The sequence below is a fragment of the Rossellomorea sp. NRS-1567 genome (assembly GCF_050467885.1).
GTDB classification, from domain to species: Bacteria; Bacillota; Bacilli; order Bacillales; family Bacillaceae_B; genus Rossellomorea; species Rossellomorea aquimaris_C.
The window spans coordinates 170,218-194,129 of sequence record NZ_JBITPL010000010.1 but is presented as its reverse complement, the minus strand read 5'-3'; the positions used below and the strand labels follow the sequence as shown (position 1 = coordinate 194,129).

23 protein-coding genes are annotated in these 23,912 nt (G+C 42.2%); 18 read left to right on the top strand and 5 right to left on the bottom strand.

Annotation, left to right across the window (positions count from 1 at the left end; all coding sequences use genetic code 11):
* Positions 1-237: 237 nt before the first annotated feature.
* Positions 238-723 (bottom strand): GAF domain-containing protein, encoded by a 486-nt coding sequence (locus tag ACIFOD_RS06610; protein ID WP_430313995.1) that lies wholly within the window; start codon positions 721-723, stop codon positions 238-240.
* A 284-nt stretch (positions 724-1,007) separates the two neighbouring features.
* Here ACIFOD_RS06610 and refZ point away from each other — a divergent pair, with 284 nt between their 5' ends.
* The gene (gene refZ, locus ACIFOD_RS06605) at positions 1,008-1,661 is read left to right on the top strand and encodes a forespore capture DNA-binding protein RefZ (protein WP_430313994.1); all 654 of its coding nucleotides are present in this window, start codon (positions 1,008-1,010) and stop codon (positions 1,659-1,661) included.
* 54 nt (positions 1,662-1,715) lie between these two features.
* Here the strand turns inward: refZ and hisJ are convergent, their stop codons facing one another.
* On the bottom strand, positions 1,716-2,507 hold the full coding sequence (gene hisJ / locus ACIFOD_RS06600; protein ID WP_430314040.1) for a histidinol-phosphatase HisJ: 792 nt from the start codon (positions 2,505-2,507) through the stop codon (positions 1,716-1,718).
* 353 nt (positions 2,508-2,860) lie between these two features.
* Between hisJ and ezrA the strand changes: the two genes are divergently transcribed.
* The gene (ezrA, locus tag ACIFOD_RS06595) at positions 2,861-4,555 is read left to right on the top strand and encodes a septation ring formation regulator EzrA (RefSeq protein WP_430313993.1); all 1,695 of its coding nucleotides are present in this window, start codon (positions 2,861-2,863) and stop codon (positions 4,553-4,555) included.
* 123 nt (positions 4,556-4,678) lie between these two features.
* Here ezrA and brnQ read toward each other — a convergent pair whose 3' ends face one another.
* Positions 4,679-6,019 carry a branched-chain amino acid transport system II carrier protein gene (gene brnQ / locus ACIFOD_RS06590; protein ID WP_430313992.1) on the bottom strand — a complete coding sequence of 447 codons (1,341 nt, stop codon included), beginning with the start codon at positions 6,017-6,019 and terminating at the stop codon, positions 4,679-4,681.
* A gap of 342 nt (positions 6,020-6,361) precedes the next feature.
* On the opposite strand from brnQ, the gene ACIFOD_RS06585 reads away from it, so the two are divergent.
* The 7 genes from ACIFOD_RS06585 to rarD all read left to right on the top strand — a co-directional run bounded on the left by ACIFOD_RS06585 (position 6,362) and on the right by rarD (position 14,703).
* The gene (locus tag ACIFOD_RS06585; RefSeq protein WP_430313991.1) at positions 6,362-7,513 is read left to right on the top strand and encodes a cysteine desulfurase family protein; all 1,152 of its coding nucleotides are present in this window, start codon (positions 6,362-6,364) and stop codon (positions 7,511-7,513) included.
* Positions 7,510-8,721, top strand: a complete 1,212-nt coding sequence (gene thiI / locus ACIFOD_RS06580; protein ID WP_430313990.1) for a tRNA uracil 4-sulfurtransferase ThiI — start codon at positions 7,510-7,512, stop codon at positions 8,719-8,721. The genes ACIFOD_RS06585 and thiI overlap by 4 nt, the downstream gene beginning before the upstream one ends.
* Before the next feature lie 85 nt (positions 8,722-8,806).
* Entirely contained in the window at positions 8,807-9,010 is a 204-nt protein-coding gene (locus ACIFOD_RS06575) for an alpha/beta-type small acid-soluble spore protein (RefSeq protein WP_044339433.1), read from the top strand.
* Positions 9,011-9,868: 858 nt separating this feature from the next.
* Entirely contained in the window at positions 9,869-11,452 is a 1,584-nt protein-coding gene (gene mbcS, locus ACIFOD_RS06570) for an acyl-CoA synthetase MbcS (protein WP_430313989.1), read from the top strand.
* Positions 11,453-11,805: 353 nt separating this feature from the next.
* Positions 11,806-12,096, top strand: a complete 291-nt coding sequence (locus tag ACIFOD_RS06565) for a hypothetical protein (RefSeq protein WP_430313988.1) — start codon at positions 11,806-11,808, stop codon at positions 12,094-12,096.
* A 16-nt stretch (positions 12,097-12,112) separates the two neighbouring features.
* The gene (locus tag ACIFOD_RS06560) at positions 12,113-13,714 is read left to right on the top strand and encodes an amidohydrolase (protein WP_430313987.1); all 1,602 of its coding nucleotides are present in this window, start codon (positions 12,113-12,115) and stop codon (positions 13,712-13,714) included.
* A gap of 74 nt (positions 13,715-13,788) precedes the next feature.
* Entirely contained in the window at positions 13,789-14,703 is a 915-nt protein-coding gene (gene rarD, locus ACIFOD_RS06555; protein ID WP_430313986.1) for an EamA family transporter RarD, read from the top strand.
* A 230-nt stretch (positions 14,704-14,933) separates the two neighbouring features.
* On the opposite strand, the gene ACIFOD_RS06550 is transcribed toward rarD, so the two are convergent.
* Complete coding sequence (locus tag ACIFOD_RS06550; protein ID WP_430313985.1) at positions 14,934-15,734, bottom strand: NAD kinase; 801 nt, start codon at positions 15,732-15,734, stop codon at positions 14,934-14,936.
* Positions 15,735-15,893: 159 nt separating this feature from the next.
* On the opposite strand from ACIFOD_RS06550, the gene sppA reads away from it, so the two are divergent.
* From sppA to ACIFOD_RS06505, 9 genes are all read left to right on the top strand, one after another.
* The gene (gene sppA, locus ACIFOD_RS06545; protein WP_430313984.1) at positions 15,894-16,904 is read left to right on the top strand and encodes a signal peptide peptidase SppA; all 1,011 of its coding nucleotides are present in this window, start codon (positions 15,894-15,896) and stop codon (positions 16,902-16,904) included.
* A gap of 65 nt (positions 16,905-16,969) precedes the next feature.
* On the top strand, positions 16,970-17,455 hold the full coding sequence (locus tag ACIFOD_RS06540) for an RDD family protein (RefSeq protein ID WP_430314039.1): 486 nt from the start codon (positions 16,970-16,972) through the stop codon (positions 17,453-17,455).
* 387 nt (positions 17,456-17,842) lie between these two features.
* Positions 17,843-18,553: a DUF2953 domain-containing protein gene (locus ACIFOD_RS06535; RefSeq protein WP_430313983.1), complete on the top strand. Its 711-nt coding sequence runs from the start codon at positions 17,843-17,845 to the stop codon at positions 18,551-18,553.
* A 15-nt stretch (positions 18,554-18,568) separates the two neighbouring features.
* Complete coding sequence (ytfJ, locus tag ACIFOD_RS06530; RefSeq protein ID WP_428976641.1) at positions 18,569-19,051, top strand: GerW family sporulation protein; 483 nt, start codon at positions 18,569-18,571, stop codon at positions 19,049-19,051.
* A gap of 130 nt (positions 19,052-19,181) precedes the next feature.
* The gene (tpx, locus tag ACIFOD_RS06525) at positions 19,182-19,682 is read left to right on the top strand and encodes a thiol peroxidase (protein ID WP_034756208.1); all 501 of its coding nucleotides are present in this window, start codon (positions 19,182-19,184) and stop codon (positions 19,680-19,682) included.
* 134 nt (positions 19,683-19,816) lie between these two features.
* Positions 19,817-20,803 (top strand): class I SAM-dependent methyltransferase, encoded by a 987-nt coding sequence (locus tag ACIFOD_RS06520; protein ID WP_430314038.1) that lies wholly within the window; start codon positions 19,817-19,819, stop codon positions 20,801-20,803.
* Positions 20,804-20,909: 106 nt separating this feature from the next.
* Complete coding sequence (locus ACIFOD_RS06515; protein ID WP_430313982.1) at positions 20,910-21,107, top strand: hypothetical protein; 198 nt, start codon at positions 20,910-20,912, stop codon at positions 21,105-21,107.
* Positions 21,108-21,271: 164 nt separating this feature from the next.
* Entirely contained in the window at positions 21,272-22,465 is a 1,194-nt protein-coding gene (locus ACIFOD_RS06510; RefSeq protein WP_148970924.1) for an acetate kinase, read from the top strand.
* A 152-nt stretch (positions 22,466-22,617) separates the two neighbouring features.
* A complete protein-coding gene (locus tag ACIFOD_RS06505; RefSeq protein WP_397551852.1) occupies positions 22,618-23,457 on the top strand; it encodes an EcsC family protein in 840 nt (279 codons plus the stop codon).
* Positions 23,458-23,476: 19 nt separating this feature from the next.
* Here ACIFOD_RS06505 and ACIFOD_RS06500 read toward each other — a convergent pair whose 3' ends face one another.
* Positions 23,477-23,794 (bottom strand): hypothetical protein, encoded by a 318-nt coding sequence (locus tag ACIFOD_RS06500; protein WP_430313981.1) that lies wholly within the window; start codon positions 23,792-23,794, stop codon positions 23,477-23,479.
* Positions 23,795-23,912: the final 118 nt, after the last annotated feature.

Here is a 23,912-nt window from a genome sequence, read left to right as displayed (position 1 = left end):
ACCCCTTCTTACCTGGAATTCCTTCTGGATATTGTATGGAATATAGAGTGGAAATTGCCTGTTCCAGTTTAAAGCTCTCTTTTACGTTACTCTCTTCCCTTTTTACACGGTAGAGAAACGCAAACTTTTATTCGTGGCAGGTTTTGACAACTCCAAACTTTCATTCTGAACAAAAAAAGACCCTGCCGGATATGAAAAATCATATTTCCAGCAGGGTGCTATCTTAATGATCCCGTATTAAAGATGCTTTAAAAGCTCATCCACAAAGATCTCCAAATACTTCTGATCCTCTTCGTCAAATCTGGCTTTTTCCGGACTATCAATATCAAGCACCCCGATGAGCTTTCCCTCTTTCACAAGGGGAATGACAATCTCTGATTGAGAGGCTGCATCACATGCGATGTGCCCGGGGAATTGATGAACATCATCGATCAAAAGTGTTTTTTGTTCACTTGCCGATGTACCGCAAACGCCTCTTCCCAATGGGATCCTTACGCATGCAGGCAGCCCCTGGAATGGTCCTAACACCAATTGATTGCTTTCTTCTTCATATAAATAAAAGCCTACCCAGTTAATACGGTCCATAAATTGATTTAAAAGGGCAGAAGCATTGCTTAAATTCGCCATTTGATTTGATTCGCCTTCTAATAGAGCTTTTAGTTGTTTCGTTACAAGACCAAAGCCCTGTTCCTTTGTACCTTGATATTTTTCTGCTTTAAACACCAACAACTCCCCCAATTCTACAAAATGTGCGTTATTTCATGTCCGGTTGTTCCCCTGAGCCCTCTAAACAACAAATACTGTCGAGAAATACTTAAAGGAAATCCACATGAAAACACGAATTCTTTGAGTAAACAAACTATAATAGAAACATCTATTGAACCATTTTTAGCATAATTCATCCAAACCTTCAATGATTAAGATTTTTTCATCAAAAGATTTTTAATATAGTGAATCCTCGTCACTGTTTTTTTCATACGCCTATCATATTTGAAAGAAGGGGAAATATGAAAAAACTAGATACTTCCATTACGACGAAAGAAGCCATTTTTCAAGCAGCCGTGTATTTGTTTTATGATCATGGCTTTGATGGGACCTCTGTCCGGGATATAGCAAAAAGAGCGAAGGTTAACCCCGCTACCATTTCCTATTATTTTAAAGGGAAGCAGGGTGTGCTGGAAGCGTGCTTCACTCATTTCTTTGAACAGTATCTGCGCTTTCTTCAGGAAGAAGTGGAAGCCTTGAACTATGTTAGTGCAGATTTATGCTTGAAGCGGGCAGTGTATAAAATCTTGAAATTCCAAAGTGAACATCACCAATTATCCAGGTTCATCTGGAGGGAAGTTTCGATTGATTCGCAGGTTGTGCGTGAAATCATTTCGTCCTACTTAATGAAAGAAAGACATTATATGAAGCGATTATTTGAACAAGGGATGAAAAATCATGCTCTGAAGAAACAGCCTGTAAGCTTTTTGGTGATTCAGCTCAAATCCATGCTGACAATGCCGTTTCTCAATAGTCAGCAACTAAGGGAAGTGTGGCAAATGTTCCCACAGGAATATTATTTTATCGATCAATACTATAAAAATATTGATCAGTGGATTGATTTACTTCTCGTTTCCGAAGCGAAGGAAATCATGAAGAAAGAACTTATTATCTAAGCAGGGAAAAGCCACAAAAGAACTCTTCGCAGTTAATAGAAGAGTTCTTTGTTTTTATCCTTGCATCTCCGCTCTGCCTTGACCGACACCTGCGGCTGTATGGGCATCGGACCCATACACGGTTTTGATTCCTAAGGAAAGGGCTTGTTGAATGATATCAGTTGGCGGGTAGGGTTCACCACAGTATGGCTTCACCAGGCCGGCCCCATTATAGTCCAACTCCAAATTCCTAGCTGCCATCTCTTTTAAAATCAAAGAGGTTTTATCAGAAAAAGCATGAGAGGCAGGATACAGCTGCTGGAATTTCTTCACGAGGGTCATATGACCGATACGCTTTGGCTTAAAGGGACCCAAATCAGCCCTGACCGACTTTACTACCGTATCATAATAGCGTTCGTAAATCGCATCGACGGATCCGTAATAATCAATCATAGATTGGAACACATCAGGACTGAAGTCCAGGCAATCCCATTTTCCCCCGTGCTCCAAAAAATGGACGGAAAGAATACTATCATCCAATCGAGGTCCGTAAGTATTTAAAAAATCAGCTGTTTCTTTTTCAAAGCCTGCAATGAAATCGACCTCTAATCCTGACCGAATCGTAATTCTATCTTTATATTTCTTCTTAAGGATATCCAGAGTTTGAAAGTATTCCAAAAGATGCGATGGATCCATTCCGCTATCCTTGTCCGGGGTTGTATCTTCAAAGCCCTGGGGAAGTGGCGCATGCTCCGTAAATGTTATATCAGAATAATTTAAGGTGAGCGCTCTCTCGATATACATCTCAAATGTATCGTCACTTCCATGAGGACAAAAAGGGGTATGAATATGTCCGTCCACCTTCACCAAAAGACTTCACTTCCTTGTTTTTTAGTATGAAAAAATTCTGTTAATAAAAGGGCTGAAGTTGATTGGAGCGCCATGTAGCGGAAATCAACTACTACTCGCTTCAGTTTTAATAACAACAATCTTTACGAAAATAGCCATAATAATAAAAAGTAATATTAAAAATACATATAAAAAAGTCAATTTTCCCTTGAAATTGCTGAAAATGACTTTTTATCACTGAAAAATTAGAAATTAATAGTCAAAAATTGTCGTTAACATGGTATCATTATAACAATGAGAATTTATTAATGAAACAATGAACATTCAAATTGATATAGATGTCTACTGAATAGTTGAACAGGGGGCTTAAGATGCAATACGTCATCGCTGGAATAATACTTATCTTAATCGTATTCCTTATCGGATTTATCTCTAGAAAAAAATATTACGCTGAAATTGATCGCTATGAAGCTTGGAAAATAGATATTATGAACAAGCCGGTTTCAGACGAACTCTCCAAAGTGAAGCAACTGAATATGACGGGTCAAACAGAAGAATTGTTTGACGGTTGGAGACAAGGATGGGATGAGATTGTTGCTGTGCAGCTTCCTGATGTTGAAGAACTACTATTTGATGCAGAAGAGTACACCGATAAATTTCGTTTTACGAAAACAAAAGAGACACTCTCCCTAATCGACAAGGTTCTGACTGAAACAGAACAGAAAATCGAGCAAATTCTGACAGAGTTAAATGAACTGATCGGCAGTGAAGAGAAGAACCGTGAAGAAATTCAAACTCTTCAAGAAGAATATCGGAACAGTAAAAAGCAGTTACTTGCGTATCGTCATACATATGGTCAAACCGCTAAGTACATAGAAAACATTCTAGATAAGCTCTCTGAACAAATGGTTCAGTTCAATGACTTAACAGAGCAAGGGAATTATTTGGATGCGAGAGAAATCGTCCTTAGTCTGGCACAGGAAATGAAGGATGTTTCCTACAAAATGGAGACGGTTCCGAAACTGATCACCGATTGCGAAAACCTTCTGCCTACACAGTTGTCCGAGCTTGAAGCGGGTTACGTGGAGATGAAAGGTCAAGGATACATGCTTGATCATATTGATGTAGAGAATGAGGTTGCATCCCTGAAGGATACCTTGCTCCACTTTAATAAAAACCTTGAAGAGCTGAAGGTAGAAGAGGTAGAAGAAGGAATTCAGGAAATTAAAGTAAAGGTCGAGAACCTTTATGATTTGCTGGAAAAAGAAGTACATGCCAAACATTTTGTCCAACAGTATAAAGATCAAACGACTGAAGGATTGATCAAGGCCAAGGAAGATAATGAAGATATTCAATCTGAAGTAACACTTGTGAAACAAGGCTACCATCTTCAAGATGCGGACCTTGATACACCGTACGAAATTGAGACGAAGATCATTCAGCTTTCAAAGCGTCACGAGATGTTGATGAATAAAGAAGAATCGAATGGAACTGCGTACTCCTCACTTAGTGATGAGCTGAAAGAAATCAGAAACGGCCTGGAAGAACTGAATCGGGAACAGAGTGAGTTCTCCATCTACTTACAAAACTTGCGTAAGGATGAACTGGCAACCCGGGAGAAAATCCAGGAGCTTAAGAAAAAGGTGGCTGAAGCGAGCCGCATGATTTCAAAGAGTAATGTACCGGGCTTACCTGCTGATTACAAAGATCTTCTCGATGAGGTCCATCGGAAGATCGAGCAAGTGAATGCCAGCTTAACCGAGAAGCCTTTAAACATGAAGTTTGTTCAAGAAACGCTACTGGGAGCAGAAGACACTGTCGATCATTTTTACACGAAGACGGGAGACCTGATCGAAAACGTCCTTCTATCCGAGAAAATCATTCAATATGGAAATCGCTATCGCAGTAAGTATAGTTCTGTCAGGGAAGGTCTTCAGTCTGCTGAAGAATCCTTCCGTCACTATGATTACCGCAAAGCATTGGAAGAAGCCGCAACGACAATTGAAAAAGTAGAGCCTGGTGCTCTTAAGAAAATCGAGAAAATGATGGATCTTGAGGAAAAATAATATTCATCATAAATAAAAAGGACTGATTTAGAAGATTTATTCTAAATCAGTCCTTTTTCATATGTGCTGCCAAGTTCAATGGGCTAGAGGCGACAAGCCACTGGCCCATTTTAGTTTATGGTCTTAACTGGCTTCAATCGTCCGCTTTGTCTGTCCTGCAAGTGCGGCAATAACGAATCCAATGATTGCACCGATCATGGCCGGCACTAACCAGCCGATCCCTTGTGTATAGAAAGGAAGGAATTCTAGTGATTGACTAATGGCTGTCACGTCGATTCCGGCAGTTTTAATCCCATCAATTAAACTGATCAAGCCTGTTGGAATTAAAGCTCCCACGTATACGAGAGAATAGCCGTTAAATCCGTTATGCATGAACGACAGTAAGATCAATACGATGGCCAATGGATAGATGAAGATGAGTACCGGTAATGATACAGCAATCAGCTGAGTCAACCCAATATTGGCAATAATCATACTAAATAGAGACATGATGATCACTAGCTTCGGATAAGATATAGGAATAATCTTTGCGAAATACTGTGAACATGCAGAAACGAGTCCGACTGAGGTAGTGATACATGCAAACGTAATCGCCAGTCCCAGGATGATTGTTCCTGATGAGCCGAATAAATGACTCGCTGCCGTAGATAGTATGGCACCACCATTAGCTTGTGTACCGATGGAATCTGTGCTTGTAGCTCCAATGTAACTTAAGGATAAATACACAAGTGCTAAACCGATGGCCGCGATGACCCCTGCAATGATTGTAATGCGCGTCAGGTTTGCTTTACTCGTCACACCACGGTCTTTAATGGAATTAATGACTACAATCCCGAATACTAAAGCGGCGATGGTATCCATCGTCAGATACCCCTCGATGAATCCCTTGAACAGCGCTCCATCCTGATAAGCGGGGTTAGGTGCTCCAAAGTCTCCCATAGGAGTTACGATACTCTTGACCACTAAGATCGTAAGAATCACGATCAGGGAAGGTGTTAATATCTTTCCGATTCTGTCTACGAGCTTTGAAGGATTCATCGCAAGCCATGCGGTTAATCCAAAAAAGATGATCGTATAAATGAATAATGGTGTTCCGTATTTTGCAACATCTTCAGGTAAAAATGGGATCACTCCGATTTCATAAGCTACCGTACCGGTTCTTGGAATCCCGAAAAATGGTCCAATGGCCAAGTACATCACAATCGTGAAGATTAGTCCATATAAAGGATGAACACGGTTTGCAAGTGTCTGAAGATCTCCTCCAGATTTGGCGATGGCGATAACGCCCAATAAAGGAAGTCCTACTCCAGTAATGAGAAAACCGATAATACCCGTCCAAACATGTTCCCCGGCCTGCTGGCCTAAGAATGGCGGGAAAATCATATTACCTGCTCCGAGGAAAAGAGCAAAGAGCATTAATCCTATCGTAAAGATCTGGCTGAATGACAGCGCTTTCTCTCTCATATATACCCCTCCGTTTGTAATCGTTATCATAAGCAAAATTATCTTATCATAAGATTGTAGAAAAATGCTGAAAAACTAAATAGTCTCACAATTTAGTATATTTAAATAACTTCTGTGATTATTTCCTTTATGATTCTCGCAAAAATTCTGTCATTTATCAATGATTATTTTTGGAAATTGCTAAAAATTATCGAAAAATCTTAGAAAATTAGTATTGCTACAATAATATCTTGCCCTGCATGTTGAATAAGATTTGGGTTCGGGATGATTTATGGTAAGATTAATGATTGAATATATTACTGTGAAATCTGCAGGTCACCACAAGTAAAAGAAGGTGAAATCTTGATTTATTTAGATAATAGTGCAACAACCAAGCCATATAAGGAAGTATTGGATACATTTCTTAAAGTGAATGAACACTTTTATGCGAATCCTTCATCGATTCATTCCTTTGGAGGGCGGATTGAGAAATTAATTCAACAGTCCAGGGAACAAGTGGCTTCATTATTAGATATAAAGCAGAAAGAGGTATTTTTCACCTCTGGTGGAACCGAATCGAATAACCTGGCGATAAAGGGGACGGCTTTACAATACGGGCACAGAGGGAAGCATATTATTACGACGAATATTGAGCACCCTTCCGTCCTCAATGCCGTTAAACAATTAGAGATATTCGGGTACTCAGTGACCTACCTCGATGTCGATTCCCAAGGAAGGATTCAACCTGAACAAGTAAAAGCCGCCATTCAGGAAGACACAATTCTCGTATCTGTCATGCAAGTAAACAACGAAATCGGGAGTGTTCAGCCTATCCGGGAAATAGGGATGCTACTTTCGGACTATCCAAAGATCCTTTTTCACGTTGATGCTGTTCAAGCATGCGGGAAGGTCCCCCTTATTCTCCACGAAAAGCATATTGATTTATGCAGCATTTCCGCTCATAAAATACATGGCATTAAAGGAACTGGAATGCTCTATGTGAGGGACGGACTTGAGCTTTCTCCGATCATTTCAGGGGGAGAGCAGGAAGGGAACCTCAGAAGCGGTACGGAAAATACAGGTGGAATCGTGTCCTTTGCAAAGGCATTAAGGATGCACCTGGCAGAAAGTAAACAACAGCTTCCTATCATGGAGGAAAACCAGCGATATGTAAGAAAAGAACTGGAAGAAATGGCAGGTGTGACTGTTCATACACCAGTGGAGCATCATGCTCCTCACATCCTTAATTTTTCTATAGAAGATTTCAAAGGTGAGGTCGTCGTTCACGCATTGGACCTGCATGAGGTGTTTGTGTCCACAACAAGTGCATGTTCATCAAAGCAAAGTAAGCCAAGTCGAACGCTTCTATCGATGGGTGTATCAAAAAACCAGGCGAACAGCTCCATCCGGGTCAGTCTATCTTTTCACAATACGATGGAAGAGTGCCGGCAGTTCATACAGTTACTAAAGAAAGAAATAGAACTATTACAAAAGACAATGAGGAGATCACGATGAAATATAATCGCATATTAGTTAGATACGGTGAAATTTCAACAAAAGGTAGAAATCGAAAGATGTTCACGGCAAAGCTGCGGGAAAATATTTTGCAGGCATTGAAGGATTTCCCGACGATTTCAGTTTCAGCAAGCCGGGATCGCCTTCATATCCAGTTAGGGGACGAGAACGGGGAAGAGATCATTCCAAGATTGGAGAAGATCTTTGGAATCCAATCCTTCAGTCCGGTGGTAAAAGTGGCTCAGGATATCGAAGAAATAAACAGAGCAGGATTGGCTCTCGTGCAAAAGAGTTTCGCACCGGGGAAAACCTTTAAGGTATCTGCCCGCAGAGCGGATAAAAAGTTCTCCATGGATACAAACGAATTGAATTACGAAGTGGGATCCTACATCCTCCGAAACATGGACGGATTAAAAGTGGATGTGAAAAAGCCCGATATTAACCTGAATGTAGAAGTAAGAAAAGAGGGTGTTTATCTCTCCTCCGAAATCTATCAGGGCTCAACAGGTATGCCGGTTGGTGCAAGCGGCAAAGCTATGCTCATGCTATCAGGAGGGATCGATAGCCCGGTAGCCGGTTATTTAACGATGAAAAGAGGCGTCGAGGTAGAGGCGGTTCATTTCCACAGCCCACCCTTTACAAGTGAGCGGGCAAAGCAAAAGGTGATCGATCTTACCAAGAAACTGTCTGCATTCAGTGGAAAGGTGAAATTGCATATCGTACCGTTCACGAAAGTTCAGCAAACCATTCATGATCAGGTTCCTGAAAATTACACGATGACTTCAACAAGACGGATGATGCTCCGGATTGCAGATGAGATTCGTGAAAAGAATGAAGGTTTGGCCCTGGTGACCGGGGAAAGTCTTGGACAGGTGGCGAGTCAGACGTTAGAAAGCATGCAGGCCATTAACGATGTGACGAATACACCGGTACTGCGACCGCTCATCGCCATGGACAAGCTTGAAATCATTGATATCGCTCAAAAGATCGATACGCATGATATCTCGATTCTTCCATATGAAGACTGCTGTACCATTTTCACGCCGCCTGCACCAAAAACAAGACCTAAAAAAGATAAAGTAACGTATTATGAAAGCTTTGTTGATTTTGATACTCTTATTAAAGAAGCCGTCGATGAAACCGAAACCCTTACGATCGATGGATCGACAAGTTCAAATGTAGAAAAAACCTTTAACGAACTACTCTAAAAATTTAGGATTATTTACCAACAATATTCCTTGCATGAAGCCATGTGTTTTTACACAATCTATACTCACAAGGAGGTGAAAACACATGGCAAACAGAAGTTCAAATCAATTAGTAGCTCCAGGAGCTCAACAAGCAATCGACCAAATGAAATACGAAATCGCTTCAGAATTCGGAGTTCAACTTGGTCCAGATGCAACAGCACGCGCTAACGGTTCTGTAGGTGGTGAAATCACTAAACGTTTAGTTCAAATGGCTGAACAACAAATCGGTGGCGGATACGCAAAATAATTAAATACAATGGCTACAAGGAGCGAGATTCTCTCGCTCCTTTTTATTTTGTGATAATACAAAGTTCTCTTCGCAGAGATTGTTTTTTTAACATATGGTCTTCCTAGGCTCTGTCAATAAGTGTGTGCTAGATGGTGAGGGGAACTGCTCCGCTTTCCGCGGACGTTCGGCCGAGCCTCCTCAGCTTCGCTTCCGGGGTCTCGGCACGCCCGTACTTCCGCAGGAGTCTACGCAGTTCCCCTCACCATCTTTAAGGGAATTTTCGGACAGAGCTAAAAGGTTTCAAAAAACAATATAACTAGAAAACAGTATTATTCTTCCTCTAAAGCAAATTAAAATCGAAAATGTGAAGTTATCTTAGATTAAGAATGCTTGAAAATGAATCCTGGGTGGGTAACGACGATAAATATTTACTAAAAACTGATTTTTTAGTTGCTTTGAAGAAAGATTGTTTTCGGAATAAACTCTCAACATATCTACAATAGGAGCTTTTTGGTGTTTTCAATACGTCATTAGGTAGCCAGAAAATAGAAGCAAAGAGTGGATTGTAGCGGAAGGCACTTGACTCCTGCGGGAGATAGAGGAAAGGTCGAGACCCCACAGAAAGCCCGAGGAGGCTCGACTTCCTCCCCGCGGAAAGCAAGTGCCTGGAGCGAAAAGGAACGGTCCCTGTTTTCAAGCGGAAATCAACTTCTACTTTCTTCTCTCAGGTAGCAACAAACTTTATGAAAAGTGCCTTTTCCTTTGCGAGATAATGTTCCTCATAATTTGTATATAGGAAAAATATAAACGAATAATTTAAAAAATTTGAATTATTTTGTATAATAGAGAAGAATCGACAAACAAGGGGGAGTCAGAATGAAGAGGGAAGAACTTATTGCACCAGAAAAGTACAATTTAGTAGAGGAAGTAGAGAAGTACTCAAGTGATCAACAGAAGCTTGCAATTAAATGGGAAGACGAAGTGGGAACGAAAGCCGAAATCACCTACCAGGAATTATTGAAAAATGTAAATAAAATTGGAAACGTTTTCTTGGGTTCGAACCTGGAAAAAGGCGATGTCATTCTTGTGATGGTTCCCCGTTTAATTGAAGCTTACGCTGTGTACCTTGCTGCTCTTAAATCCGGGCTCGTGGTGATCCCAAGTTCAGAAATGCTTAGGACGAAGGATCTTGAATACAGAATCGACCACGGTGACGTAAAAGGAATTGTAGCTTACTCTCCATTTGTTGAGCAGTTTGAAAACGTAAGAGGAATTGAAAATCTCCAAAAGTTCGTTGTGGGAGACAAACAAGAAGGATGGATTGCGTTAGAGGATGAAATGAAAACAGCTTCTGAAGAATTATCCTTCGCTGATACAAAGCGTGATGATATGGCGTTCCTATCTTATACGTCAGGAACGACTGGAAATCCTAAAGGGGTTGTCCATACTCATGGCTGGGCATACGCTCACTTGAAGACGGCAGCTCGTGAATGGCTATCCATTAATGAAGGAGACACGGTTTGGGCTACTGCAGGTCCGGGGTGGCAGAAGTGGATTTGGAGTCCGTTCCTTTCTGTACTGGGATCCGGGGCAACTGGACTGGTGTATCAAGGGAAATTCGACCCTAATAAATATCTCCAATTGCTTCAGGACAATGAAGTCAATGTTCTGTGCTGTACACCAACAGAGTATCGCCTGATGGCCAAAGTGGATGATCTAGGATCCTATAAACTAAATCAATTACATAGTGCAGTATCGGCGGGAGAGCCATTAAACAGGGAAGTCATCGACGCCTTTAAGAGACATTTTAATATAGAAGTCCGTGATGGCTATGGGCAAACCGAAAACACGCTCCTCGTCGGCATCATGAAAGGCATGGAGCTGAAACCGGGCTCAATGGGGAAACCAACTCCCGGAAACAGAGTCGAAATCATCAACGAGGAAGGGTATCCATGTGAAGTCGGGGAAGTTGGTGATATCGCGGTTCATGTAGAAACACCGGCTCTATTCAAAAATTATTATAAAGATCCCGAGCGGACGGCGATGCAATTCAGAGGCGATTACTACATTACAGGTGATAAAGCGAAAAAGGATGAAGATGGCTACTTCTGGTTCGAAGGAAGAGGAGACGATATCATCATCAGCTCCGGATATACGATTGGACCATTCGAAGTGGAAGATGCCTTAGTCAAGCACCCATCGGTTCAGGAATGTGCCGTTGTAGGAAGTCCCGATGAAGTAAGGGGACTGATCGTGAAAGCCTTTGTCGTATTGCGAAATGATGTGAACCAAGAGGATCCCGAATTGATCCCTGCCCTTCAGCAGCATGTTAAAGACTTAACCGCACCGTACAAATACCCGCGTAAAATTGAATTTGTGAAAGAATTGCCGAAAACAACTTCAGGCAAGATTAGAAGAATTGAGCTGAGGCAAAAAGAAATGAGTTCAATTAAAAACTAATCAGGGATAGGGAGCCTTTAGGGCTCTCTATTTTTATGAAAAGGCTCTTTTTGTAAAGTTTGTTGCTTATTGTAGAGGGAGAAAGTAATAGTTGATTTCCGCTCCAGGATGCTCGCTTTCCGCGGGGCTGGCGGTGAGCCTCCTCGGCTGCGCCTGCGGGGTCTCACCTGTCCAGCTATTCCCGCAGGAGTCGATCATCCTTTCGCTCCAATCAACTTACTGAGCATGAATCCTTAATGAAAAACAATTAAAACAAGAATTTTAGTAAACAATCTCATTTAAGGGTATGTAGAGATTGATTTACCTTTTAAGAAAGAAGAATTTTTTTTAGTTACTTTGTTTTCTTGCACACCTTGAAGATCTGTCAAGAAAATTCTGTTAAAGATGGTGAGGGGGAACTGCGTAGACTCCTGCGGAAGTACGGACGTGCCGAGACCCCGGAAGCGAAGCTGAGGAGGCTCGGCCGAACGTCCGCGGAAAGCGGAGCAGTTCCCCTCACCATCCAGCATAAACTGGTTGACAGAGCTCTCGCAGATACTATTTTAGAAAACAACAATCTTTATGAAAAGAACCTTATGAAAAAGCTTTCTCTTTCAGATTCTTCCTATAATATGGTACATTTGAAAAACAGAATTTTTTTATAAAGAAGGGGTATACATCATGGGCACTTTATGGAAAAACGGAATCATTTACACAATGCAAGAGGAAGGACATCATGTTGAAGCGGTCTATACGGAAGATGGGGTCATCAAAGGGCTGGGCTCATCCGAAGACCTGCTAAAGAATGAACAATTCACGATTGAGTCCGAAGTAGATCTTGGGCAAAAAGTGATGTTTCCCGGGTTTGTCGATAGTCACATGCATCTGATCGGTCACGGCGAAACGTTAATGAGACTGGATCTTTCCAGTATGAATAGTAAGCAGGAAGTTTTAGAAGCAATTAAAGAAAAAGCAAATGGCCTTGAAAAAGGTGAATGGGTCATCGGCGAAGGCTGGAACGAAAACCTCTGGAGTGATGCGGCGGTTTTAACCAAGCGGGAAATTGATGAAGTCGTACCCCATCATCCAGTACTCCTGAAACGCATTTGCCGTCATGCCATGGTGGTGAATTCACTTGCTTTAAAAAATGCAGGTATCGATGAAGGGACTCCTGATCCTTCCGGAGGTTTGATTGAGAGGGATGAGGATGGAGCATTGAACGGTTTGTTAAAGGATAAGGCTCAGGATCTGATGATCGATGCCTTGCCGGCCATCTCCTCCGAGTATCTTGTGGGTGCCCTGACGAAAGGAATCGAAAGCTGCTGGGAGCACGGACTGGTAGGTGGTCATACAGAAGATTTAAGCTACTATGGAAACTTTAAGAAAACGTATGATGCATTTGTACAAACCATCACCGAAGGCCAGAAAAAATTCAGGGCTCATCTATTGGTTCATCATGAAGTGATAGAAGATTGGAAGGAAGACGGTCATCACTTCCTCAGCGGCACTCAATTTATTGAATTCGGCGCCATGAAGATCTTTGCTGATGGGGCTTTGGGCGGCAGGACTGCTCTATTAAGCTATCCATATGCCGATGATCCAAGTACGACCGGAGTCAGCATCCATACAAACGAAAAACTTCTTGAACTTGTGAAGAAGGCCAGAAAGTATGATCTTCCGATTGCCGTTCATACGATTGGTGATCAGGCATTTGAAAATGTACTGAATAGCATCATGAAAGAGCCATCTCACTTCGGAAGACGAGATCGACTCATTCATGCCCAAATCCTGCGTAAAGAGCTGATTGAAAAGATAAAGGATCTCCCGTTAATTCTTGATATTCAACCAAGGTTTGTTGCGTCGGATTTTCCTTGGGTGGTTGAGAGACTTGGAGAGGAAAACATGCAATATAACTATGCGTGGAAAACACTTCTTGAGGAAGGCATTCCATGTGCGGGCGGATCTGATGCGCCAATCGAGCCGATCAATCCTCTTTGGGGGATTCATGCGGCGGTTACGAGAACGAATCCATTGGACCCTGACAAAATAGAGTATCGTCCTGAAGAAAAACTTTCGATGTATGAAGCCATCTCCCTGTTTACAAAGGGAAGTGCCTATGCCTGTCACCATGAAAGTGACAGGGGGCAGATACGTGAAGGGTTTACGGCGGACTTTACCGTTTTAGACATGGATCCTTTCAAAGTGGATGCCGACCAATTGTTAAATAAAATAGTAGATATGACGATTGTAGACGAGACCATCGTTTATAAAAAAAATAAATAATCATTGCCCCCAAAACTTTTCACCGATATAATGGAGATATTTCGGAAACGGAAATAGTTTTTGGGGGTGTTTTTATGAGGCAAGATCAAGCTGGAATCATCTACACAGCTTTTTCATATTTTTTATGGGGAATTCTCCCGATCTATTGGAAATGGTTAAATCATGTTTCCGCCTATGAGATCCTAGCTAACCGCATTTTTTGGTCCTTTTGGTTTATGCTGTTATTTTTATTCCTAAGTAAACGGTGGAAGGACTTTACCGCATATATAAAAACATCTCTTACGAAAAAGAAGCAGCTGTTTGCCTTACTTCTTGCATCTTTATTGATCAGTACGAACTGGTTTATTTATATATGGGCCGTGAATACAAATCAAATGGTGGAAGCGAGCCTGGGTTATTATATTAATCCCCTGGTGAGCGTATTGTTAGGGGTGTTCATCCTGAAGGAAAGCTTGTCAAAGGCACAAATGGTCTCATTTGGATTGGCGGCGATCGGGGTTCTGATTTTAACGATATCCTACGGGGACTTTCCATGGATCGCGGTTGGTCTAGCATTCTCTTTCGGACTATACGGATTAGCCAAAAAACTCATCCAAGTCGAATCCTCCATCGGCCTGACCCTGGAAACCCTAACCATCGCTCCAGTGTCCCTACTCTACCTTGGCTACATGTACAATGAAGGTTCCATGTCCCTTTTCCATGTATCGTTAGGGACGGACCTCTTATTGATGGGTGCAGGGGCGGTAACCGCCATCCCTTTATTGTTCTTTTCAAAGGGGGCTCAGCTAATCCCGCTTTATATGGTCGGATTCCTGCAATACATTGCACCGACCCTCACGTTGATACTCGGCATATGGGTCTATAACGAGACATTCTCATTCACCCATCTCATTTCCTTTATGTTCATATGGCTCGCCTTAACGATCTTCACAGCTTCAAGAGTGCAATACGCCAGAAAGCGAAGACGGGAAGCGAGATTATCCGCTTGATGAAATGCGAAACGCTCCAGCATGTGCTGGAGCGTTTTGTATAGGGACGGACCTTGGTTTTGTTCACCATTTGGCGCAACGAATGGGGAAAGTGGCACTAGTTTGGTTGAAAGTGGCACAAGTTTTCCGGAAAGTGGCACAAGTTTGGTCAAAAGTGGCACATGTCCCCTGGTTTTCCCACAACAGAGAGGAAAAACAGGGTTCTGATACCCATTCAGAACCCCATTATTTTATAAAAACGAACGCTTCACTTTCTCCCAGAACGAATTATCCTTTAATTTTACCGTTTTAATGATTTTATCGCTTAGTTTCGCTTCGACTTTTTCCACGTGTTGAATACTAAGAGCCTCATTGTCCATCCCCATTGCAGGGTAGTCATTACCGTCCTGAACGATCTTGAGAACCAAGCGGCGCTTATCGCTTAGAATGAAGGAAGACCCGAGCGTACGGTAGCGGTTATTATTCAAGGACGCCATCTCACTCACTTGAAGACAAGGCAGCATCGGATCCACCACGGCTCCGCTTACTGATTTATTATAAGCCGTACTTCCCGTCGGAGTGGCAATGATCATTCCATCTCCACGGAACGTTTCAAAATGGTTATCATCGATGAATACGTCCATGACGAAGGTTTTGATGATGCCGGAGCGGATGCTGAATTCATTCAGGCAATGGAAGGAGGTTTGGTTATCGACGGTGATTTCAAGGGTAGGATATTTGCGTACCTCGATTTGCTCGGTTGTCATCGCTTCGATCATTTTGGACGTGTCATCAATATGGAAGTCACAATACATACTCAGGGTGCCACCTGTAGAAACACCAGCATACAAGCAATCCTGTCTGAAGCCGGTTTGGCGGACAGCTTGAAGAAACGTTCCATCCCCTCCGATACTGACAATGATATTCGCTGTCTTTGGAGAATCGACAATGTTGAAATCATAACGGTTGGCAAGCTCGTATAATCGATCCAGCTTTGCCTGCATCCCTTTTTCTTTTAAGGCATAGAAATAAATATTTCGACGGTTATTCATCGTATGTACCCTCCCTGAAATAAAAAAATAAGATAATTTTTCCCATTTACTTAAAATTTTGCTAGAATCTAACTTAGTGAATATTCTATCATGTTTTCACGTGAGAATGATATTCATATCCTTACATAAGATAGGGTAAACAAGGGAGGAATATACAAGATGAATGCAAAAAGATGGACGGCATTAGGGATTGCTGTAGTGTTATTCTTTGTTTCTGTCGTAGTCAATTTCGCTACATCTGCTGCGACCGGTGATTTTAATAAAGCCTTTGAAGACATGCTTGGCGCAACAGACAACCCTTTTTCAGAAGAAGTGATTGATGAGGGGAATGCTCAGAAACGGATCGCTGTTTTAGAAGTAGAGGGTGTCATTCAGGATACGGGAGGCGCTAATTCTCTATTTGAAAGCCCGGGATACAACCACGAACTCTTTATGGATAAGCTGGATGCGGTTCAAAAAGATAAATCTGTCAAAGGAATTATTTTAAAAGTGAACTCCCCTGGCGGCGGCGTAGTGGAGAGTGCTCAGATCCATTCGAAGCTTGTCGAAATCATGGATAAAGCGAAAAAGCCGATTTATGTATCAATGGGGGGCACTGCAGCTTCCGGAGGTTACTACATATCTGCACCGGCTACGAAAATATTCGCCAGCAAAGAAACACTGACCGGTTCACTCGGTGTGATCATGCAAAGCATCAACTACTCGGAGCTCGCAGAGAAATATGGAGTCGATTTCGTGACCATCAAGAGTGGACCGTATAAAGACATCATGAGCCCGACCCGTAAAATGACGGATGAAGAAAGAAAAATACTACAGTCGATGATCGATAATTCCTATGAAGGATTCGTCGATGTCATTGCAAGTGGCCGAGATATGTCAGAAGCAGAGGTCAAGAAAATCGCTGACGGAAGAGTATATGATGGAATCCAGGCCAAAGAAGTCAATCTGATTGACGAATTCGGCTATGTAGAGGATACCATTGAAGCCATGAAAAAAGATTATAAGTTAAAAGGTGCTCAAGTATTTGAATATACGGCAGGCGATCCTTTCTCCGAATTCTTCAGTATGGGTGCAAAGAAAATGATAGGGCAGGACATGGAAGCAGCCGCATTAATGAAGCTGCTATCTAAGCCAAATTCTCCGCGATTAATGTATCTATACTCTGAATAAGGAAGGTGAATGAAGTGAGTGACACACAAGATCGTTCTGTACTACATGATGAAGAGCGGGAGCGGATCGAAATCGATTCCCCATCTCCTGATTCATCAAGGCTCAACGACGGATATTACTTGGCAGGATTTTGGATAAGGTTCTGGGCGTACTTACTGGACCTTATCGTGATTGGCAGCATTACCCGGTTAATCGTGAATCCAGTCTTTAAACTATTGGACATTTCCCTTTCGGAAGGCTCCATGTTTGCACCGATTTCGATATTAACAAGTATCGTCTTCTATGGCTACTTCATTCTGATGACCAAATACTTCAGCCAAACGATCGGTAAAATGGTGTTCGGCATTAAGGTCATCGATTTAAAAGGAAGGAAGCCTTCGTGGGGAACGATTATATTTCGAGAGCTGATCGGCCGATTTATCTCTACCACGATCTTTATTCTCTACGTGGTCGTAGCCTTCACGAATAAAAAACAAGGGATACATGATTTGTTTGCAGATACGACGGTGGTTCAGGAAAAGAAGAAGCTGGAGTTTAATCCGGCACTATAAATAGAAACCAAACCTGTTTATATGGGTTTGGTTTTTTTTTGAGGTAAAAGCTTTGTGTTTTCCATTAAATGTAAAAAGACGCATATATGTTAAAAGCGACGCAATTAACCGAAAAACGACGCAATTAAGGTTAGAAATGACGCAATAAATGAAAAAAAGACGCAATTCCAAAGGAGAACGACGCAATCATTATAAAGGTGACGTCTGGATTGCCCTCGCGTTAACCTAGAATCATCCCGTGACCGGAAAAAATACAATATCGCAAGTGATTTCTTCAAATAATACTCTTTTTAGCCATAAAACAAGCCCGACCCCGCACAAAATCTCTCCTCCTTAGTTTATTTTCCCAGGCAAAGGCCATAATAAGAGGTTGAAGGGTGTGAAAATATGAGCTGGTGGATTTGGGCGTTACTAATCGTTATGGCACTTATCTTGTTGATCTTTTTTCTTCTTATTATTACGAAGCTGACCGTTACTCTCTCGTTGTACCACGGAAATGATAATGACCATTTCAAGGTGAAGCTGAGGGCATGGTTTGGCTTGATCAAGTATACAATCGATATTCCGTTAGTCAAACTCGATGACGATGGTCCGAATGTCGTGTTTGAGGAAGAGAAGAAAAAAGGTAATGAAAGCAATCCATCAAATAAAAAAGTTTCTAAAAAGAAAATCACTCCAAATGATTTTATAGATAGTTTGAATGATACGAAGGAGATCATCATACATGTCCAATCACTTCACAGAATCATCAGGTCGTTTCTCAAGAAGGTCAAATTGGATCATGTGCAATGGAAAACGTTATTCGGCACTGGTGATGCAGCTTCAACAGGTACCCTAACAGGAACAATTTGGGGAATGAAAGGAAGTATCATCGGCATTCTGAGTGGATATATGCGCCTTCAGTCCGTGCCCGTCATAGAGGTGACTCCGACTTTTCAGCACGCTGTGATCCAAACTCAATTTTCATGTATTATCCAGTTTCGCATAGGGAATGCTATCCTAGTAGGTTTCAAGATACTTCGGTACTGGAGAGGCGGTATGACTAAGTTCAAGACAAAACCCCTCTCCACACTTTCTGGAGAAAAACATTCAGTTTAATAAGGAGGTCTTTACATGTCAGAACATCCTATTGAAGGTCTAATGACCACGGCAATGGAAAATTTAAAAGAAATGATCGATGTGAATACGATTATCGGTGATCCCGTTGAAACACCCGATGGAAGTGTCATCCTGACTGTATCAAAGGTTGGCTTTGGATTTGCTGCAGGCGGAAGTGAGTTCATCATTGATGGAGGCAAAGGAAAAGATGACGGTGGCGGAAAAGGCGGAGACGGAGGAAGTGACAAGTCATCCCCTAAACAGCAGCCATTCGGTGGAGGTAGCGGGGGCGGTGTCTCCATCACGCCGATCGCTTTCCTGATCGTCAGTTCAAAAGGAATCAAGATGCTTCACTTGGATGAAAGCACTCATCTGATCGATCGCCTGCTGGACTTAGCTCCAGGTGCCATCGACAAAATCCAGGGTATGATGAAAAAGAACGAGAATAAGCAGGACAATAACAGTCAGGGTAATCACAATCAAAAACTTGATCTGTAAAAGATAGAGAGCTTACTCTAGTATGAGTGAGCTCATCTTTTTTTTTGAAAAGAACCCCTATGATTTGCTTTACCGTATCGTTTTTCTGTACTATTAACATGTACATATCATTATGGAGGAGGAACAAATAATGGCAAACATTACGTTTAAGAATAACCCTGTCACTCTATTAGGTAATGAGGTAAAAGTAGGGGACAAAGCTCCTAACTTCACAGTATTAGCTAATGATTTATCGGAAGTCACACTGAATGATTCCAAAGGCAAGGTGCGTTTGATCAGTGTCGTTCCTTCCATCGATACAGGTGTTTGTGATGCACAAACAAGAAAATTCAATGAAGAAGCTACCAAGTTTGATAATGTAGAAGTATTGACGATTTCCGTGGATCTTCCATTCGCTCAAAAGCGCTGGTGCGGGGCAAACGGAATTGAGAATGTTCAAACTCTATCCGACCACCGCGACCTTTCTTTCGGTGAAGCATTCGGCGTTCACATCCAGGAACTTCGTCTTCTTGCACGTGCTGTATTCGTTGTAAACAGCAATGATGAAGTAACGTATGTGGAATATGTAAGCGAAGCGACTGACCATCCGGATTATGACGCTGCCGTTGAAGCAGTGAAAAACGCGAAATAATCCTGTCCCAACCAGAATATTCTCGAGACATGCTGACCTGATTTACCCATGGTCAGCATTGTTTTTTTTTACAAACGTTGTGGACAGAGGTAAAATAGATGAATGAAATTGTGATAAAGGAATGAGTGCCGATGATTAATTCACCAGTCGAATCATTATTTGGAATAATCGATGAAACGGCTACACTGCTGCAAGAGGAATTAGCGTGCAGTTATTTAGAAGCCGTTGCCGAAACAGGGGAAAACCTATTTCAGGGTGACGTCCTGCAAGAGGAAATAAGTGAGCTGACCAAGAAACGCCTGAACAAAAAGTACGATGAAGTGAGTCTCTCTCAGCTGGAGAATGAAAATATCCGTAAAGCCTTTCAGTTCGCGATACTAAAAGGGATGAAAGAAAACGTACAACCCAACCATCAAATGACGCCGGACTCTCTTGGTTTATTTATCAGCTACTTAGTCAATAAATTCACCCGGGGTACAGACCAACTCACCATCCTGGACCCGGCGATCGGAACAGGAAACCTCCTGACGACGGTTCTAAACCAGATGCCAGGAAAAGAAACACAATCCATCGGGGTTGAAATTGATGAAGTATTAATCAAACTCGCATACGTGGGAGCAGACCTTCAAAAACATCCATTACAGCTCTTCAATCAGGATTCAATCGAACCGCTGTTCATCGATCCCGTAGACCTTGTGTTGTGTGACCTGCCAATCGGCTATTACCCGAACGATCTGAGAGCACAGGATTATGAGTTGAAAGCAGAAGAAGGCCATTCATATGCCCATCATCTGTTTATAGAACAAAGCCTGAAGCACACGAAAGACGGAGGATACCTTTTCTTCATCGTGCCAAATGGACTTTTCGAATCTCCATACAGCGCACAGCTGCAAACGTATTTGAAAGAGAAGGCAGACATCCAAGGCTTCTTACAACTGCCTCTTTCCCTGTTCAAAAACAAAAACTCAGCGAAAAGCATCCTGGTCCTTCAAAAGAAAAAAGATGGCCTCAAGCCACCTAAAGAAGTATTGCTTGCACAGCTGCCAAGCCTATCCAATCAACGTGCCCTGCAGGACATCATGTCCAAGATCGATCAATGGCTTGCTCAGAATAAACAATAGTAATCGACAGGACTGCCCTATGGCGGTCTTGTTTTTTTGTTTTATTCTCCTTCTGTTACGGGTATGAAGGAAACGAGGCATTCGATTTTAGGATATCGACCGTTATTTGGATTTATCAACCGTTATTTGGATTTATCAACCGTTATTCGGATTTATCAACCATTATCCAGATATATCGACCGTTAAAATAATATATCAACCGTTTTTTCAATATATCGACCGTTCTGCACGGTTCGACAAAACCCGCGTCGACTTCCAAGCTCCAACTTCCACGCTACTATCTCTATATCACTACGAATTCTAATTTTTGCGAAAATATTTAATTTAACATGAAAACGATGTCATTTCAAGCTTTTTCTTGAAATAGAGGGGAGTCAGTGATTTAATGGGGAATTGAGAGATAAAAAATGATTCAATGAACAGAATAAATAAGAGTCAAGAGATCGAAAACAAAAGGAGCGATACAACGTGGCAAAAAAAGTGATTGCAATTAATGCTGGAAGCTCTTCTTTAAAGTTTCAGCTTTTTGATATGCCTGAAGAAACGGTTATTACTAAAGGTCTTATTGAACGTATCGGACTGAATGATGCGGTATTTAATATAACGGTTAATGATGAGAAACGTGAAGAAGTGACAGATATTCCGAACCATGAGGTAGCGGTAAAGATGCTGCTTGAAAAGCTGACAGGCTTTGGCATCATCGATTCACTTGATGAAATCGACGGGATCGGACATCGTGTCGTACATGGTGGCGAGGTCTTTAATGAATCCGTTCTGATCACGGACGAAGTAGTGTCTAAGATTGAAGAACTTTCTGATCTGGCTCCACTTCATAACCCGGCAAACCTTACGGGTATCAAGGCATTCCATAATGTATTGCCGAATGTACCTGCGGTTGCTGTCTTTGATACAGCGTTCCACCAATCCATGCCGGAAAGCTCATTCTTATACAGCCTTCCTTATGAGTACTATGAAGATTACGGAATCCGTAAGTACGGCTTCCACGGTACTTCCCATAAGTATGTATCCGAGCGTGCTGCGGAAATGCTTGGTCGTCCGAAAGAGCAAGTCCGCCTGATTTCTTGTCACCTTGGGAATGGTGCAAGTATCGCAGCGATCGAAGGCGGTAAATCCATCGATACGTCAATGGGCTTCACTCCTTTAGCAGGGGTTGCCATGGGTACTCGTTCAGGTAATATCGACCCGGCTCTTATCCCGTTCATCATGGAAAAAACGGGATCAACGGCTGATGAAGTATTGAACATCCTGAACAAGAAATCCGGTATGCTGGGTGTATCCGGATTCTCAAGTGACCTTCGTGACATCGAGCAACAGGCTTCAGAAGGTAACGAGCGTGCAGAACTGGCTCTTGAAGTGTTCGCCAACCGTATCCATAAATACATCGGTTCTTATGCATCCCGCATGTACGGTGTAGACGCAATTGTCTTCACAGCAGGTATCGGTGAAAACAGTACGCTAATCCGTGAAAGAGTCCTTCAAGGCTTGGAATTCATGGGCGTATACTGGGATCCGGCACGTAATCAGGTCCGCGGTAAAGAAGCATTCGTTAACTACCCGCATTCACCTGTAAAAGTCATGATCATTCCGACAAACGAAGAAGTCATGATTGCACGTGATGTAGTGGAAAAAGGAAATATCTAATAAATATGCGCAGGATCGCCTTTCGGGGGATCCTGTTTTTTTAAGAAAAATAAATAACAGAGTATTCAAAAGACTTTCTTGCGTATAAGTGATGTCCTCCCTAGATATGGTATACTATACGTAATTTAACGAATGTAAAAGGAGTGGGAGAAGTGAATTGGTCAGAACGAGATAATCAGGTATGGCAGTCGATCAAAGCGTGGAGAGAAGAATTATTTGAATACGAAGCGAATGATTTGGAGCATACATATGTGAAATGGTTGGATTACGCATTTGAATCCATCCCTGAAGATGTTCAGGGCCAATTTTTCCAGCGCCTGGATGGCTGGTTGTTCCACATGCACTCTCTGATTCAAGGTTCACAGATGCAAAATGACGCCCGTGAGCGCATCCTTGTGACGGCACGAGCCTTTAATCAAGACATTCAGACGGTCGAGGATCTTCATTATTTAACGATTGATCAGCTTCATTACATAGCGGAACAGCATGCGGGACGACATCGCATCTACTCTCTGTTACAAGGAGGGGTTACGGGGACCGGCGGCCTGGTAGCGATCGGTTCTGATCTGCCTGCCATGCTCGTCATCAATCTTCGTTCGGTGCAACTCATTGCCATCACCTATGGATTTGATGTTCAGACCCCATTTGAAATGATGACGTCACTGAAGGTGTTTCATGCGGCGACCCTTCCGGCGAGGCTCCGTGCCCTTGCCTGGGAAGATCTGATGGAGGATTTAAATAAGAAAGATTCCAATTACTTCTATGATGGATCGGAGCAGCTGACAGACTACACGTGGCTGGAAGGATCTATGAAACAGGCGCTTAAAGCCATGGCCATCACTATGTTCAAAGGGAAGAAGTGGTCCGGTCTGCCCCTTGTCAGCATCGCCATCGGTGCGGGTTCGAATTATCAGCTTTCCAGAAAAATTACAGATTTTGCGGAAAAATATTATCAGTACCGCTATTTACGCGAAAAGAAAAATGACCAATAAACGAAGGGGAGTGATGTGCTTACATCATTCCCCTTTGTGATTTATCCGGAGTGGTCCGATACCAGATCCATAAATCATTGATCTCTGAAGCTCTCTCGGCAATCTCTCCATTGATCATGCAGGATCTCTCGAAATTGTCTTCCTGGGCTAACTCCGCCTGCAGTCTCTCAATCTCCACATCGATTTCCTGGATCCGGTCAGGAATCATTCCACGCATGCGTTCCCATTCAAGAAGAACCATTTCTTGTTCTAAAGAAGAATAAGCGTGCCAATCCTTCGACAACCGGGGAAGATGGATCCCGAGTCTTGAATTATATGAAAAAAATTCGTTTTTCATCTATATGGATGCTCCTTACGTTTCATTCTTCTTTCATCCTACAATAAATGAACCGACAAGCCCAGTACAAAGGGAATCTCACATTCCATCGATAAAATATTTATACAAATTTATGAAT

What these genes read in the sequence shown, in the direction of transcription:
- rarD (WP_430313986.1), top strand. Translation starts at nt 13,789, where the DNA reads ATGAGGCAAGATCAAGCTGGAATCATCTACACAGCTTTTTCATATTTT.
- ACIFOD_RS06535 (WP_430313983.1), top strand. Translation starts at nt 17,843, where the DNA reads ATGAGCTGGTGGATTTGGGCGTTACTAATCGTTATGGCACTTATCTTG.
- ACIFOD_RS06560 (WP_430313987.1), top strand. Translation starts at nt 12,113, where the DNA reads ATGGGCACTTTATGGAAAAACGGAATCATTTACACAATGCAAGAGGAA.
- ACIFOD_RS06575 (WP_044339433.1), top strand. Translation starts at nt 8,807, where the DNA reads ATGGCAAACAGAAGTTCAAATCAATTAGTAGCTCCAGGAGCTCAACAA.
- ACIFOD_RS06500 (WP_430313981.1), bottom strand. Translation starts at nt 23,794, where the DNA reads ATGAAAAACGAATTTTTTTCATATAATTCAAGACTCGGGATCCATCTT.
- ytfJ (WP_428976641.1), top strand. Translation starts at nt 18,569, where the DNA reads ATGTCAGAACATCCTATTGAAGGTCTAATGACCACGGCAATGGAAAAT.
- refZ (WP_430313994.1), top strand. Translation starts at nt 1,008, where the DNA reads ATGAAAAAACTAGATACTTCCATTACGACGAAAGAAGCCATTTTTCAA.
- ezrA (WP_430313993.1), top strand. Translation starts at nt 2,861, where the DNA reads ATGCAATACGTCATCGCTGGAATAATACTTATCTTAATCGTATTCCTT.
- thiI (WP_430313990.1), top strand. Translation starts at nt 7,510, where the DNA reads ATGAAATATAATCGCATATTAGTTAGATACGGTGAAATTTCAACAAAA.
- mbcS (WP_430313989.1), top strand. Translation starts at nt 9,869, where the DNA reads ATGAAGAGGGAAGAACTTATTGCACCAGAAAAGTACAATTTAGTAGAG.
- tpx (WP_034756208.1), top strand. Translation starts at nt 19,182, where the DNA reads ATGGCAAACATTACGTTTAAGAATAACCCTGTCACTCTATTAGGTAAT.
- brnQ (WP_430313992.1), bottom strand. Translation starts at nt 6,019, where the DNA reads ATGAGAGAGAAAGCGCTGTCATTCAGCCAGATCTTTACGATAGGATTA.
- sppA (WP_430313984.1), top strand. Translation starts at nt 15,894, where the DNA reads ATGAATGCAAAAAGATGGACGGCATTAGGGATTGCTGTAGTGTTATTC.
- ACIFOD_RS06550 (WP_430313985.1), bottom strand. Translation starts at nt 15,734, where the DNA reads ATGAATAACCGTCGAAATATTTATTTCTATGCCTTAAAAGAAAAAGGG.